This window comes from Streptomyces sp. NPDC087859 (assembly GCF_044742595.1).
GTDB lineage: Bacteria > Actinomycetota > Actinomycetes > Streptomycetales > Streptomycetaceae > Streptomyces > Streptomyces canus_F.
Window position 1 is genome coordinate 217,139 of the sequence record NZ_JBIUUU010000010.1, and the last position, 12,977, is coordinate 230,115.

15 protein-coding genes are annotated in these 12,977 nt (G+C 70.9%); 8 read left to right on the top strand and 7 right to left on the bottom strand.

Annotated elements, in window-relative coordinates; genetic code table 11:
- The first annotated feature begins 121 nt into the window (after window positions 1-121).
- Genes ACIOHP_RS25645 through ACIOHP_RS25680 form a run of 8 tightly spaced genes read left to right on the top strand, consistent with a single transcriptional unit; the run spans window position 122 to window position 7,361 of the window.
- Complete coding sequence (locus ACIOHP_RS25645) at window positions 122-1,144, top strand: ABC transporter substrate-binding protein (RefSeq protein WP_401891236.1); 1,023 nt, start codon at window positions 122-124, stop codon at window positions 1,142-1,144.
- A 19-nt stretch (window positions 1,145-1,163) separates the two neighbouring features.
- Complete coding sequence (locus ACIOHP_RS25650; RefSeq protein WP_401891240.1) at window positions 1,164-1,898, top strand: GNAT family N-acetyltransferase; 735 nt, start codon at window positions 1,164-1,166, stop codon at window positions 1,896-1,898.
- A 41-nt stretch (window positions 1,899-1,939) separates the two neighbouring features.
- Window positions 1,940-2,023, top strand: a complete 84-nt coding sequence (locus tag ACIOHP_RS25655) for a putative leader peptide (RefSeq protein WP_327722680.1) — start codon at window positions 1,940-1,942, stop codon at window positions 2,021-2,023.
- 33 nt (window positions 2,024-2,056) lie between these two features.
- Entirely contained in the window at window positions 2,057-3,304 is a 1,248-nt protein-coding gene (locus tag ACIOHP_RS25660) for an LLM class flavin-dependent oxidoreductase (protein ID WP_361542878.1), read from the top strand.
- A 22-nt stretch (window positions 3,305-3,326) separates the two neighbouring features.
- Window positions 3,327-4,703: an NtaA/DmoA family FMN-dependent monooxygenase gene (locus tag ACIOHP_RS25665; RefSeq protein WP_401891242.1), complete on the top strand. Its 1,377-nt coding sequence runs from the start codon at window positions 3,327-3,329 to the stop codon at window positions 4,701-4,703.
- Window positions 4,700-5,773: an LLM class flavin-dependent oxidoreductase gene (locus ACIOHP_RS25670; RefSeq protein WP_401891244.1), complete on the top strand. Its 1,074-nt coding sequence runs from the start codon at window positions 4,700-4,702 to the stop codon at window positions 5,771-5,773. The genes ACIOHP_RS25665 and ACIOHP_RS25670 overlap by 4 nt, the downstream gene beginning before the upstream one ends.
- On the top strand, window positions 5,766-6,896 hold the full coding sequence (locus tag ACIOHP_RS25675) for an LLM class flavin-dependent oxidoreductase (RefSeq protein WP_401891247.1): 1,131 nt from the start codon (window positions 5,766-5,768) through the stop codon (window positions 6,894-6,896). Before ACIOHP_RS25670 ends, ACIOHP_RS25675 begins: the two co-directional genes overlap by 8 nt.
- Before the next feature lie 9 nt (window positions 6,897-6,905).
- Window positions 6,906-7,361 (top strand): WYL domain-containing protein, encoded by a 456-nt coding sequence (locus ACIOHP_RS25680; protein ID WP_401891250.1) that lies wholly within the window; start codon window positions 6,906-6,908, stop codon window positions 7,359-7,361.
- Here ACIOHP_RS25680 and ACIOHP_RS25685 read toward each other — a convergent pair.
- The 7 genes from ACIOHP_RS25685 to ACIOHP_RS25715 all read right to left on the bottom strand — a co-directional run bounded on the left by ACIOHP_RS25685 (window position 7,355) and on the right by ACIOHP_RS25715 (window position 12,690).
- On the bottom strand, window positions 7,355-7,603 hold the full coding sequence (locus ACIOHP_RS25685; RefSeq protein ID WP_401891252.1) for a hypothetical protein: 249 nt from the start codon (window positions 7,601-7,603) through the stop codon (window positions 7,355-7,357). The genes ACIOHP_RS25680 and ACIOHP_RS25685 overlap by 7 nt on opposite strands.
- Before the next feature lie 9 nt (window positions 7,604-7,612).
- Entirely contained in the window at window positions 7,613-8,035 is a 423-nt protein-coding gene (locus ACIOHP_RS25690) for an adenylyl-sulfate kinase (RefSeq protein ID WP_401891255.1), read from the bottom strand.
- Window positions 8,002-9,111 carry a phosphotransferase enzyme family protein gene (locus ACIOHP_RS25695; protein ID WP_401891258.1) on the bottom strand — a complete coding sequence of 370 codons (1,110 nt, stop codon included), beginning with the start codon at window positions 9,109-9,111 and terminating at the stop codon, window positions 8,002-8,004. The genes ACIOHP_RS25690 and ACIOHP_RS25695 overlap by 34 nt, the downstream gene beginning before the upstream one ends.
- Entirely contained in the window at window positions 9,108-9,869 is a 762-nt protein-coding gene (locus ACIOHP_RS25700) for an ABC transporter ATP-binding protein (RefSeq protein WP_401891261.1), read from the bottom strand. Before ACIOHP_RS25700 ends, ACIOHP_RS25695 begins: the two co-directional genes overlap by 4 nt.
- Entirely contained in the window at window positions 9,866-10,627 is a 762-nt protein-coding gene (locus ACIOHP_RS25705) for an ABC transporter permease (protein WP_401891263.1), read from the bottom strand. The genes ACIOHP_RS25700 and ACIOHP_RS25705 overlap by 4 nt, the downstream gene beginning before the upstream one ends.
- A complete protein-coding gene (locus tag ACIOHP_RS25710; protein WP_401891266.1) occupies window positions 10,624-11,652 on the bottom strand; it encodes an ABC transporter substrate-binding protein in 1,029 nt (342 codons plus the stop codon). Before ACIOHP_RS25710 ends, ACIOHP_RS25705 begins: the two co-directional genes overlap by 4 nt.
- A gap of 117 nt (window positions 11,653-11,769) precedes the next feature.
- On the bottom strand, window positions 11,770-12,690 hold the full coding sequence (locus ACIOHP_RS25715) for an ABC transporter substrate-binding protein (protein ID WP_401891269.1): 921 nt from the start codon (window positions 12,688-12,690) through the stop codon (window positions 11,770-11,772).
- Window positions 12,691-12,977 lie beyond the last annotated feature (287 nt).

A 12,977-nucleotide genomic window follows, 5' to 3' on the forward strand; every position in this document is an offset into this window, starting at 1 on the left:
GCGAGGTGTTCGGACACGCCGTGTTCTGACACGCGAGTGCCGAGCACCGCCCACGACGTCCCCCCACGACTTTCCCCACGGCATCACCCTCACCACCCTCTCCCAGCCACAAAGGACAGCCATGCCTACCCAGTTCTCCCGACGCAGCCTGATACGGGGCATCACCGCGGCCACCGCCGCCGTCACCCTCGCCGCCGGGCTCGCCGCCTGCGGGGGCGAGAGTGACGCCGCGACCAAGACCTCCGACGCGGCCGGCACGGTGACCGTGGGCCGGCTCTCCAACGGCGCGGCCACCGAGACCGCGCTGAAGGTCGCCGAGGTGAAGTCCATCAGCTCCCTGCTGCCCGACGACATCAAGAAGAGCGGCAAGCTGGTCATCGGATCCGGCACCCTGCCCTCCGGCAGCCCGCCGCTCGGCTTCATCGGCAGCGACCAGAAGACGCTCACCGGCTCCGAGATCGACCTGGCCCGCCTGGTCTCCGCCGTCCTCGGACTCGAACCCCAGGTGCAGCGCTCGACGTGGGAGAACCTGTTCATCGGCCTCGACAGCGGCAAGGTCGACGTGGCCTTCTCCAACGTCACCGACACCGAGGAGCGCAAGCAGAAGTACGAGTTCGCCTCCTACCGCAAGGACGATCTCGCGTTCGAGGTGAAGAAGGACAACACCTGGAACTTCGACAACGACTACCAGAACCTCGCCGGCAAGACCGTCTCCGTCGGCAACGGCACCAACCAGGAGAAGCTCCTCCTGGAGTGGAAGGCGAAGCTGGAGAAGGAGGGCAAGAAGCTCACCGTCAAGTACTTCCAGGAGACCAACAGCCTCTATCTGGCGCTGAACAGCGGCAAGATCGACGCCTACTTCGGCCCCAGCCCGAACCTCTCGTACCACACGACGCAGACCGCGAACACGCCCCAGGCGACCCGGGTCGCGGGCCAGTTCTCGGGTGCCGGCGAGACCCTCCAGGGCCTGATCGCCGCGACCGCCAAGAAGGACAGCGGGCTCGCGAAGCCGCTGGCCGCCGCGATCAACCACCTGATCGAGAACGGTCAGTACGCGAAGTGGCTCAAGGCCTGGAACCTCTCGGGCGAGGCCGTCGCCAAGTCCGAGGTCAATCCGCCCGGGCTGCCGCTCACCAACTCCTGATCGTCCATCAGAACCCTGTGTGGGAAAGGCCGTCGTGGTCCACCAGATCGCCCTCGGAACCCGTCTCCTGGACAACCCCGTCTGGGGCGCCCTGGACGGACCGCACGCGTCCTTCGCCGAACGAGTCGGCCGGGCGGCGCGCTACCCGGCGGACGTGTACGCGTTCGCCGCGCTCGCCGACCCGGCGGACCCGGCCGCCTGGAGCGACCTGCACACCCTCCTCGGCCCGGCAACCACCGCACGGGTCAAGGGAGTCGAGACCGTCCCCGACGGATGGGACGTCGTCGGCGGCGGCCAGGGCGTCCAGCTCGTCGACACCCGGCTGCGCGCCGAACCCGCCCCGGAGGCGGTACGGCTCGGCCCCGACGACGTACCCGACATCCTGGACCTGGTCGCCCGCACCAGGCCAGGACCCTTCCTCGCCCGCACCGTCCACCTCGGCACCTACCTCGGCATCCGGCACCACGGCAGGCTCGTCGCCCTTGCCGGAGAACGGCTCCACCTGCCCGGCTGGACCGAGATCAGTGCCGTCTGCACCGACCCGGCCCACCGCGGCCGGGGACTGGGAACCCGCCTGGTGCGCGCGGTCGCGGCGGGCATCAGGGAGCGCGGCGAGACCCCGTTCCTGCACGCCGCCGCGAACAACGCCACCGCGATCCGGCTGTACGAGTCGATCGGCTTCACCCTGCGCCGCCGGACGACCATCCTCCAGATACGCACGCCAGGAACAGATGCCCGAGCGAGGGCGTTGTGACTCACGACGAGACACGCACCACCAGGGCGGGAGGCGGGGACGTGCGGCGCATCGACCGGCTCCTTCTGCACTCCCGGCCCTACATCGACCTCCAGCGTGTCGCCGGCGCCCTCTGTCGCCCCTGACCTCCTTCTCCGCCACCGTGCCCTGAGTGCCGCATGCCCGGGCCGGTGATCTCGTACGGATCTCCAGGAAGGCACCCACTCGTGTCCCCTTCTTCCTCCCTGCACCTCGCCGTGGCCCTCGACGGCACCGGCTGGCACCCGGCCTCCTGGCGTGAGCCGGTCGCCCGCCCCCGGGACGTGTTCACCGCCGCCTACTGGGCCGACCTGGTCGCCGAGGCCGAGCGCGGCCTGCTCGACTTCGTGACCTTCGAGGACGGCCTCGGCCTGCAGTCGTCGGTCTTCGGCGAGCTGGACGGCCGCACCGACCAGGTCCGCGGCCGCCTGGACGCCGTGCTCATCGCCTCCCGCGTCGCGCCCCTGACCCGGCACATCGGGCTGGTACCGACCGTGATCGCCACCCACACCGAGCCATTCCACATCTCCAAGGCGATCGCCACCCTGGACTACGTCAGCACCGGCCGGGCCGGGCTGCGCGTGCAGATCTCGCCCCGCCCGGACGAGGCCGACCACTTCGGTCGCCGCACCGTCCCGCCGCTGAGCCTGGCCGAACTCCAGAGCCCCGCCGGACAGGAACTCGTCAGCGACCTCTTCGACGAGGCCGCCGACCACGTCGAGGCCGTCCGCCGGCTCTGGGACAGCTGGGAGGACGACGCGGAGATCCGGGACGTCGCCACCGGCCGCTTCATCGACCGCGACAAGCTGCACTACATCGACTTCGAGGGCAGGCACTTCAGCGTCAAGGGCCCCTCCATCACCCCGCGCCCGCCGCAGGGCCAGCCCCTGGTCAGCGCCCTCGCGCACCAGACCGTCCCGTACCGGCTCGTGGCCCGCCAGGCCGACGTCGGCTACGTCACCCCGCACGACACCGACCAGGCCCGGGCCATCGTCACCGAGATCCGCGCCGAACAGGAGAAGGCCGGCCGCGCCGACCAACCCCTGCACATCTTCGGGGACCTGGTGGTCTTCCTCGACGACGACCCCGCGGCCGCCGCGGCACGCCGTGAGCGCCTCGACACCGCGGCAGGAGAGCCGTACGAGAGTGACGCCCGCATCTTCACCGGCACCCCCGCCCAACTCGCTGATCTCCTGCAGGAGTTGCAGTCCGCCGGTCTGACCGGCTTCCGGCTGCGCCCCGCCGTCCTCGGCCACGACCTCCCGGCCATCACCCGGGGACTGGTCCCCGAACTCCAGCGCCGCCAAGCCTTCCGCGGCGCCTACGAGGCCGACACCCTGCGCGGTCTGCTGGGCCTCGCCCGCCCCGCCAACCGCTACGCCGCCTGAGCCGGAAGGACCCCGCAGAGCCATGACCAAGCCGCTGAAGCAGATCCATCTGGCCGCCCACTTCCCGGGCGTCAACAACACCACCGTGTGGAGCGACCCCGAGGCCGGCAGCCACATCGAGTTCAGCTCCTTCGCCCACTTCGCGCAGACCGCCGAACGCGCCAAGTTCGACTTCCTGTTCCTCGCCGAGGGCCTCAGGCTGCGCGAACAGGGCGGGAAGATCTACGACCTGGACGTCGTCGGCCGCCCCGACACCTTCACCGTCCTCGCCGCGCTCGCCGCCGTCACCGACCGCCTCGGCCTGACCGGCACCATCAACTCCACCTTCAACGAGCCCTACGAGGTGGCCCGCCAGTTCGCCAGCCTCGACCACCTCTCCGGCGGACGCGCCGCCTGGAACGTGGTCACCTCCTGGGACGCCTTCACCGGCGAGAACTTCCGCCGCGGCGGCTTCCTCCCGCAGGAGGACCGCTACTCCCGCGCGAAGGAGTTCCTGGCCACCGCGAACGAGCTCTTCGACTCGTGGCAGGGCGACGAGATCCTCGCCGACCAGGCGTCGGGCCAGTTCCTGCGGGACGCCAAGGCCGGCTCCTTCGTCCACACCGGCCAACACTTCGACATCCACGGCCAGTTCAACGTCCCCCGCTCCCCGCAGGGACGCCCGGTCATCTTCCAGGCCGGCGACTCGGAAGAGGGCCGCGAGTTCGCCGCGTCGAGCGCCGACGCCATCTTCAGCCGGTACGCCACGCTGGACGGAGGCCAGGACTTCTACACGGACGTCAAGAGGCGCCTCGCCAAGTACGGCCGCCGCCACGACCAGTTGCTGATCCTGCCCGCCGCGAGTTTCGTCCTCGGCGACACCGACGAGGAGGCCGAGGAACTCGCCAAGGAGGTGCGCCGCCAGCAGGTCAGTGGAGCCACCGCCCTCAAGCACCTGGAGTTCGTCTGGAACCGGGACCTCTCCTCGTACGACCCGGAGGGCCCGCTCCCCGACATCGACCCGGATGTCAGCGGCGACCACATCGCCAAGGGCCGCGCCCAGGTCCGTATGTACCGCGACCCGCTGGCCACCGCCCGCGAATGGCGCGAGCTCGCCGCCGCCAACAACTGGTCCATCCGCGACCTCGTCATCGAGTCGGGCAACCGGCAGAACTTCGTCGGCTCCCCGGCGACGGTCGCGAAGACCATCAACGACTACGTCCAGGCCGACGCGAGCGACGGCTTCATCCTGGTCCCGCACATCACCCCGACCGGCCTCGACGTCTTCGCCGACAAGGTCGTCCCGCTCCTCCAGGAGCAGGGCGTCTTCCGCACCGAGTACGAGGGCACGACCCTGCGCGACCACCTCGGCCTCGCCCACCCGGACCAGACGCCGGGCGAGCAGCGGGTGGCCTCGTGAAGTTCCTCGCCATCACGCTGATCGTGCACCGGCCGGACCCGGTCACGGGCGTACGGAAGTCGACGCACGACCGGTTCCGCGAAGTGCTCGACAACGCCGTGCTGGCCGAGGAGCTGGGCTTCGACGGCTTCGGGGTGGGGGAGCGGCACGAGCGGCCGTTCATCTCCTCCTCACCGACCGTCGTCCTCAGCCACATCGCCGCCCTGACCCGGCGCATCAGGCTCTTCACGGCGGTCACGACCCTGAGCCTGCTCGACCCCGTGCGCGCCTACGAGGACTACGCCACCCTCGACCATCTCTCCGAGGGCCGCCTCGACCTCATCATCGGCAAGGGCAACGGCGCCGCCCAGCGTGAGCTGTTCCAGGTCACACCCGAGGACCAGTGGGACCGCAACGCCGAGAGCTACGAGGTCTTCCGGAAGATCTGGCGACAGGACAAGGTCACCGCCAAGACCCGCTTCCGGCCGGAGCTGACGGACGCCGAGGTGTGGCCGAGGCCGTACCAGCGGCCGATCCGGATCTGGCACGGCAGCGCCACCAGCAAGGAGTCGGTGGACCTCGCGGCACGGTACGGCGACCCGCTGTTCTCGGCGAACGTCACCCACCCCATAGAGCCGTACGCCGAGTTGATCCGCCACTACCGCGAACGCTGGGAGCACTACGGGCACGACCCGGCGCGGATCGCGGTCGGCGCCGGGACGGCCGGGCTCCTGGTGACGCCCACCTCCCAGGAGGCTCTGAAGATCTACCGGCCGATCTTCGAGTCGACCCTGGCGTTCCAGAAGCAGTTCGGTCTGCCGGTCGTCTTCGAGACCGTCGAGGACTTCGTCGAGCGCAGTTCCGCGCTGATCGGCAGCCCGCAGCAGGTCATCGACAAAGTGCGGCGCTATCACGAGCAGTTCGGCCACACGGTCCTCCATCTGCACGCCGATGCCAGCGGGTTGACGGACACTCAGCACCGGGACTCGCTGGAGCTGTTCCAGGCCCAGGTCGCCCCGGTGCTGCGGCGCGACATCCCGGACCCGCCGTTCCCCTGGGGACCCGTACGGGAGGAGCCCGTCCATGCCTGAGATCCCCCTCGGCGTCCTGGACCTGGTCCCCGTCTCGAGCGGCTCCACCGCCGCCGACGCCCTGCGCAACTCCATCGACCTCGCCCGGCAGGCCGAGCGGTTCGGGTACGCCCGCCACTGGTTCGCCGAGCACCACCTCAACCCGGGCGTGGCCGGCACGTCACCGGCGGTCGTCCTCGCCCTGACGGCCGCCGCGACCTCCACGATCCGGCTCGGCTCCGGCGCCGTCCAGCTCGGTCATCGCACCGCGCTGAACACGGTCGAGGAGTTCGGTCTGCTGGACGCCCTACACCCGGGCCGTTTCGACCTGGGCCTGGGCCGCTCGGGCGGCGGACCACCGGCGGAGAAACCGGCTGCCGAGGCCGCGGGCCGGGCCTCGAACGGCCTGCTCATCCCGCCCCGCTTCTCCTTCGCCCGCCTCCTCGGCTCACCCCGGATCGCCCTCCAGCGCAAGCTGCTCCTGCTGCCCGGAGCCGAGTCGCAGGACTACGCCGAGCAGATCGACGACATCCTCGCCCTGCTGGCCGGCACCTACCGCTCCCCGGAGGGCGTCGAGGCACACGTGGTGCCCGGCGAGGGAGCCGACGTCGAGCTGTGGATCCTGGGCAGCAGCGGTGGCACGAGCGCCGAGACGGCGGGGGCGCGGGGCCTGCGGTTCGCGGCGAACTACCACGTCAGCCCGGCCACCGTCCTGGAGGCCGTGGACGGCTACCGGTCCTTCTTCGAGCCCTCCGACGACCTCGACAAGCCGTACGTCAGCGTCTCGGCCGACGTCGTGGTCGCCGAGGACGACGAGAGCGCCCGGGAACTGGCCACCGGCTACGGCCCGTGGGTCCGCAGCATCCGCACCGCCGAGGGCGCCATCCCGTTCCCGACGCCGGACGAGGCCCGCGCCCACCCATGGACCGACGAGGACCAGGAGCTGGTGCAGGACCGCCTCGACACCCAGTTCGTGGGCTCCCCGGCCACGGTCGCCGACCGTCTCGAACAGCTCCAGGAGGCCACCGACGCCGACGAGTTGCTCATCACCACCATCACCCACGGCCACACCGACCGGGTGCGCTCCTACGAACTGCTCGCCGAGGAGTGGCGCAGGCGAGGCCACTTTGCCCAGTCGAGCTGATGCCCGGGCGTGCCCACGGACCTCCCGTGCCACGTCACCGCGCCGGTAACGGAAGATCTGCCGGGCGAAGACGACGACCCGCTCGTCCCCGACGGTGAAGTCGGCGTACCACCTGTGCGCCGGCGAGTTCGAGCCCATCGGGCGGCGCGCGTCGCCCACGCCGCCTCACTCCCGGAGACCTTCCCGCGCCCGGACGGCTTCGACCTGACGCAGTTCTGGACGCGCTGGACAGCCGAGTTCGAGGCGAGCCTGGACCGGCTCCGGGTGACGGTACGCCTGCCGAAGGCGGGTCTGGCCGCTCTTCCGGCAGTTCTGGGCGACGCAGAGGCGGCGGCCCGGGCCACTCAGGACGGGAACCTCCACTTCGACGACCCACAGGCCGCCTGCCGCCGACTGCTCGGCTTCGGCCCGGAGGCCAGGGAGTTGGTGGCGGACACGGCACGCCGCACAGCCGTCCGCTACTGAACCATCAGGGCAGCGGCACCCCAGCAGGCGGCGAGGAACACGGCGAGCGTCCCGGTCGCCACGGCGTTGCGCGCCTTGGCCGTCGCGGCATACGTCTCACCGGCCGCCCGCAGCCTGCGCCCGGCGCCGAGGAACACCCCACAGGACACCGCACACAGCGCCGCCGTGATCGGCAGCAGCCACAAGACGATCAGAAGGAATCCCCGCAACTCATCGCCCGTGTCACCGTCCGAAGCAAGCATGAGCGGATCCTAGGCGGGCGGGCCGACGGCGGCAACGGCCGCGAGCAGCACGTCCGGCGACTCATCGGGCGCCTGCCCGGCGGTGTCGACCACCACGCGCTCGCGCTCCCACGGCTCGTACTCCCGGCCGACGATCTCCTCCCAGCCGGGCAACGGCAGCCCCGGCACTTCGACCGACCGCGAGGCGGCCCGACGCCGGTGCTCGACGGGATCGGAACAGCGCTCCTCCACCTCTACGACCCCGACACGCGCCCGCGCAGCGGCCTCCCGCCAGGCGTCCCGCGTGACGGCCGGCGGATTGACCGAATCGGCGACGACGGTCAGCCCCTGCCGCAACTGCTCCTCGGCGAGGGCGTATCCGACGACGCCGTCGACGACTACGGCGACCGCGCCCGCGTCTACCGCAAGGTCCTCGCCGTGGAACCGTTCCAACCGGCGCCCACGGAGTAGGCCACGAGGTCCCGCAGCCGCCGCCCGTCGCGGCCCGCGAACCACTCGGCGTGGCCCACGTAGTACTCGTAGGCCAGCCGGGTGTTCTCCGGCGAACGGGTGACACCGTGGAAGTAGCCCAGCTCGGAGAGCGCGAACTCCGCGTGTACCAAAGGCAGCAGTGCGGGAAGCGCCGCCGACTCGGCGGGGGAGAGCGGGCGTACGGACTGGTAGCCGTCGAGGAGGGCGACCGCGTCCTCCTCGCGGACGGGGTAGCCCGGCAGCAGCCACTGCACCGCGTTGCGCTCGATGGCCGTGGCCAGGTCGTGGACGGCGGTCGTGCGGTCGCTCATGCCGAAGTCCAGGACGGTGGAGACCTGGCCCTCGGCATCCCACAGCAGGTTGGAGGCGTGCCAGTCGTTGTGGGTCCACAGGGGGAGCAGGCCCGGGAGGTGAGGGGCCAGTTCCTCGTGGAGGGGCGCGAGTACCCGGTCCGTGTCCTCGCGCCACGCGAAGTCCCGCAGTCCGTCCGCCAGTTGAGGGCGTTGCGTGACGTACCGATCCAGCGCCGCCCAAGGATCGTCCGCCGCGAACACCGTGAACGAGGCTACCAGCGGCTGCACTTGGCGCCTGGGCGCCTCGAACCCCTCCGCCGCCCGATGCAGCCATGCCAGCGCCCCGCCCGCCGCCCTCGCGTGCGTGGCCGACCGGAACGGCGACCAGGACAGCGCGTCCCGGTACAGATCCGTGCCGACGCCGGTCGAGTGGACCTCGTACGTCCACTCGCCGCGTGCCGTCACGTCCAGTACCTCCACGACCGGCGCGCCGCGCTCCCGCAGATGGCGCAGGAACGCGTGCTCCTCGGCCAGCCCTTCAAGGGTGCGTACGGCGGTGTGGTGCCGTTTCACGAACAGCCGCCGTCCGTCGCGCTCCACGACGGCCGCCGCCGACAGTGGACGCGGGCTGCGCCACACCACCTGCGACGGTCCGACGACCTCTGTCACCTCGGCGTCCGTGAGCGGCGCCCAGTCGGGCTCGACGGGGTCGGTGCCCATGCCGTGCGCCTGATGGGAACTCAAGCCGCCCTCACAGCCGTTGTGCCGCGCAGGGCTTCCAGGACCCGGCGCTCGGTCGCCGCGAACTCGGGCGCGGTGAAGTCCTCCTCGCCGCGCGGGCGGGTCAGCGGCACCTCGATGCGGTCCACGACCGTGGCGGGGCGCGCGGACAGCACATGGACGGTGTCCGCGAGCAGGACCGCCTCACGGATGTCGTGGGTGACCAGGACGACCGTCCAGCGGTGCCGCTGCCACATGCCGGCCAACCACAGCTGCATCTCGGTCCGGGTCAGTGAGTCCAGCGCGCCGAACGGCTCGTCCAGCAGCAGCACCGGCCGCTCCAGGACGACCGTGCGCAGCAGCGCTGCCCGCTGTCGCATGCCGCCGCTGAGCTGGGAGGGGTACGCCTTCTGGAAGCCGTCGAGCCCGAAGTCGGCGAAGAGCGCGTCGGCCCGTGCCCGCGCTTCCTTCTTCCTCACGCCCTGCGCCTCGAGACCCAGCGCCGTGTTGTCGAGGACGGTCCGCCACGGGAACAGCAGGTCCTTCTGCGGCATGTAGGCGACCTTGCCGGACTCCACCGAGGCCGGTTCGCCCTCCACCAGCACCCGCCCCGAGGTGGGCCGGTCGAGACCGGAGACCAGGTTGAACAGGGTGCTCTTGCCGGAGCCGCTCGGGCCGATCACGGCCGCGAACTCGCCGGGCTCGACGGAGAGTTCGAGGTCCCTGAGCACCTCCAGTTCGTCGAAGGACTTGCCGACGCCCTCGATCCGCAGACTGCTCACTCGCCCACCTTCCGCTCCCACGGCAGCACCAGCCGCTGCAACAGATACGTGGCCCCGAACAGCGCGATGCTCAGCGCCGCCGTCACCCCCACCGCCGCGAACACCAGATCTGTACGGAACGCGCTCTTCTGCGCCTGCATATAGATCCCGAGACCCGCCTCGGCGCCCGCGTACTCGGCGAAGACGGCGCCGACGACGGCGTACGTGATGCTCACCCGCAGCCCGGCGAAGAAGTACGGCATCGCGCTCGGCACCCGCACCAGCCGGAACGTCCGCCACCGGCCCGCGCCCAGCGAGCGCAGCAGCCGCATCGCCTCGCGGTCGGTCGCCGCGAACCCGGCGGCCAGGTTGGCGGCCAGCGGGAAGAACGTCGTCAGCGTCACCACCAGCATCTTCGGCAGCAGCCCGAAGCCGAACCAGATGATCAGCAGCGGTGCCACGGCGACGATCGGGATCGTCTGCGAGGCGACCAGCAGTGGATACAGGCCCCGCCGGGCCGCCGACGAGAAGTCCAGGAGCACGGCGACCAGCCAGGCCGACGCGAACGAGAGCGCGAAGCCGAGGAGGGTCTCCTGGAGGGTGGGCACGGTCTGCGCCCACAGGTCCTCGCGGTTCGCCCAGCCCTGCCCGACCACCCGCGCGGGGGACGGCAGCGTCGTCGGATCGACCCCGGCGGCGCTCACGTACAGCTGCCAGCCGCCGACCACCACGGTCAGCACCAGCAGCGGCGGCCACAACGACCGCAGCAGCGGCTTCACTTGGCGGCCGGGAGGTAGGCGTCGGTGAAGAATTCCGAGGCGTCCGGGGCCTTCGTGAGCTTCTTGCCGTCCGCGTCGACCAGCAGACCCGCCTTGTACTCGAAGTCGGCGAAGGCCTGCCAGCGCTCGGCGCTCTGCGTGCCGATCGTGCCGTCCGCCGCCTTGTAGTACTCCTTGGCCAGCAGCGCCTCGCTCTTCTTCACCAGCTCGGTGTTGGTGAGGACGCTCTTGTTCTCGGAGATCAGCAGGTCGGCCGCCTGGTCGGGGTTGTCGGCCGCGTAGCGGTAGCCCTTGTCGAGCGCCGCGAGGAACTTCTTGGCGAGTGCCGGGTTCTTCTTGAGGAACTGGCCGGAGGACGCCACCAGCGTCGAGTAGATCGGCGGGAAGCCGTAGTCGGACAGCTGGAAGTTCTTGAGCGGCTTGCCGCTCAACTCCGCCTCCAGGCCCTCCCAGGTCGGCATCGGCATCGCGAAGTCGGCCTTGCCCGCGTAAAGCGCGGCGTACGCGGAGGTGTTGAGAGTGATCTGCTTGAAGTCGCCCTCGCCGCCCGCGTTCTGGATGACCTTCTGGAGCAGCGGCTTCTCGTAGGGGGCGCCGAACCCGGCGTAGGTCTTGCCGTCGAGGTCCTTCGGGGAGCTGATGTCCTTGCTGTCGGCGCGCACCGCGATGGTGACGTTCGTCTTCTGGGTGACCGCGTAGACGGAGGCGATGTCGGCGCCGGCCGCCCGCGCGGTCGTCACGCCCTCCTGGTAGGAGATGCCGAAGTCGGCCTTGTGGGCCGCGACGAGGGTCTCGGGCGCGGTCGAACCGTAGGGCACGATCCTGAGGCTGATCCCGGCGTCCTCGAACCAGCCCTTGGCCCGGGCGACGTAGATGCCGGTGTGGTTGGTGTTGGGCGTCCAGTCGAGGGCGAGGGTGACGGTGGTGGTTCCGTCCTTCGCGGCGGCCGAGGACTCGGCGGCGCATCCGGTGGCACCGAGCAGGGCGCCGGCGGCTATGACGGACAGGAGAGTACGGCGGTGCATGACGGGTCCTTCGTGCGGAGGGGAGAGCGGCGGTGAGGGGCGGTCACGCCCGACACAGCGCGCTTGCCACCCGCTTGAAGTCGACGGCCAGGCGCCGGGTCAGTCGGGGCAAGGGGGTCACGCGGCCACGTCCAGCAGGCCGTTGGTGAAGGAGCGGTCCCAGTCGCGGCCGTGTGCGAGGGCGCCGTTCTCCGCGAGCCAGTGCGCGTACGGGCCCATCCGGGACGTGTCGATGACGCCCCAGCGGCCGTCCGCGTCCGTCCAGGTCGGTGCGATCAGGGCGAGGGAGCGGGCGATGAGCGAGCGCGGGAAGTACGGGATCACGCCCTCCAGCAGCTCCAGGGTGCGGTCCTGCTCCTGGTCGGCGGCCGCATAGCCGTGGGCCGTCACGGCCAGGAAGTCCCGTATGAGCGAAGGCTGTTCGGCGAGCAGTCGCTCGCTCGTGCCCAGCAGGTAGCTGTGGTAGCGGGGCGCGCCGATCTCGTCCACCGGCCAGGTCACGCGGCGCTCCTCGGACAGGTCGCCGCGCAGCGCGTCCCAGGACCAGTAGTTTCCGAAGGTGGCGTCGGCCTCGCCCGCCTCGATGTCGTCCACGGTCAGCTCGCGGGTGCCCGCGTCGACGGTGATCACCGCATCCGGGTCGCCGCCGTCGGCCGCGACCAGGTGGCGGACCATCGCGCGCCCGCGCGGGGTCGGGTTGAGGGCGATGCGGCGGCCCACGAGGTCACGGGGGCGGGTGATGCCCGTCGAGGTCGTCGTCTGGATCGCCTCCAGGCCCCGGTGGTTGACGGCCGCCACCGCGATGAGCGGCTGGCCGCGCTCGGCACGGCGGGCGAGCAGCCGGTTCGGCGGGAAGATCCCGAAGTCCACCTCGCCCCGGGCCAGGTACTCCAGCGTGTCCCCGCGTCCCGGGTCCTGCACCACCAGCTCCACGTCGAGACCTGCCTCGGCGAACCAGCCACGGGCGCGTGAGACGTACAGACCAGCCGAATTCGGCCAGGGGTGGAAATAGTCGAGCATGACCCGGATGTGCGGCATGGGGGTACTCCGAAGGAGGTGCGCGAGAGCGCGGTGAACGGTGAGAGAGGCGCGTGAGTGTCAGCGACAACAACAGGAGCAGCGCACCGGGGTGTGGGACACCGGTCGCTTCGGCTCGACTGTTGTAGACACGTGAACTCCTACGCGGGACGCCCGGATGGCGTGGTGTGTGCGGTCGGCGTCCCCATGGGGATCGCGCTCGACCGAACGGATCCCAGACGCCCTCTCAGCCCAGCCGGGTAGGGGCTCCCGCGTAGATGGCCGAAACCATAACTGCATGCCGGGGA

Coding starts and splice junctions, on each gene's coding strand:
- ACIOHP_RS25645 (WP_401891236.1), top strand. CDS start 122: ATGCCTACCCAGTTCTCCCGACGCAGCCTGATACGGGGCATCACCGCG.
- ACIOHP_RS25660 (WP_361542878.1), top strand. CDS start 2,057: ATGCCCGGGCCGGTGATCTCGTACGGATCTCCAGGAAGGCACCCACTC.
- ACIOHP_RS25665 (WP_401891242.1), top strand. CDS start 3,327: ATGACCAAGCCGCTGAAGCAGATCCATCTGGCCGCCCACTTCCCGGGC.
- ACIOHP_RS25675 (WP_401891247.1), top strand. CDS start 5,766: ATGCCTGAGATCCCCCTCGGCGTCCTGGACCTGGTCCCCGTCTCGAGC.
- ACIOHP_RS25685 (WP_401891252.1), bottom strand. CDS start 7,603: ATGCTTGCTTCGGACGGTGACACGGGCGATGAGTTGCGGGGATTCCTT.
- ACIOHP_RS25710 (WP_401891266.1), bottom strand. CDS start 11,652: ATGCACCGCCGTACTCTCCTGTCCGTCATAGCCGCCGGCGCCCTGCTC.
- ACIOHP_RS25715 (WP_401891269.1), bottom strand. CDS start 12,690: ATGCCGCACATCCGGGTCATGCTCGACTATTTCCACCCCTGGCCGAAT.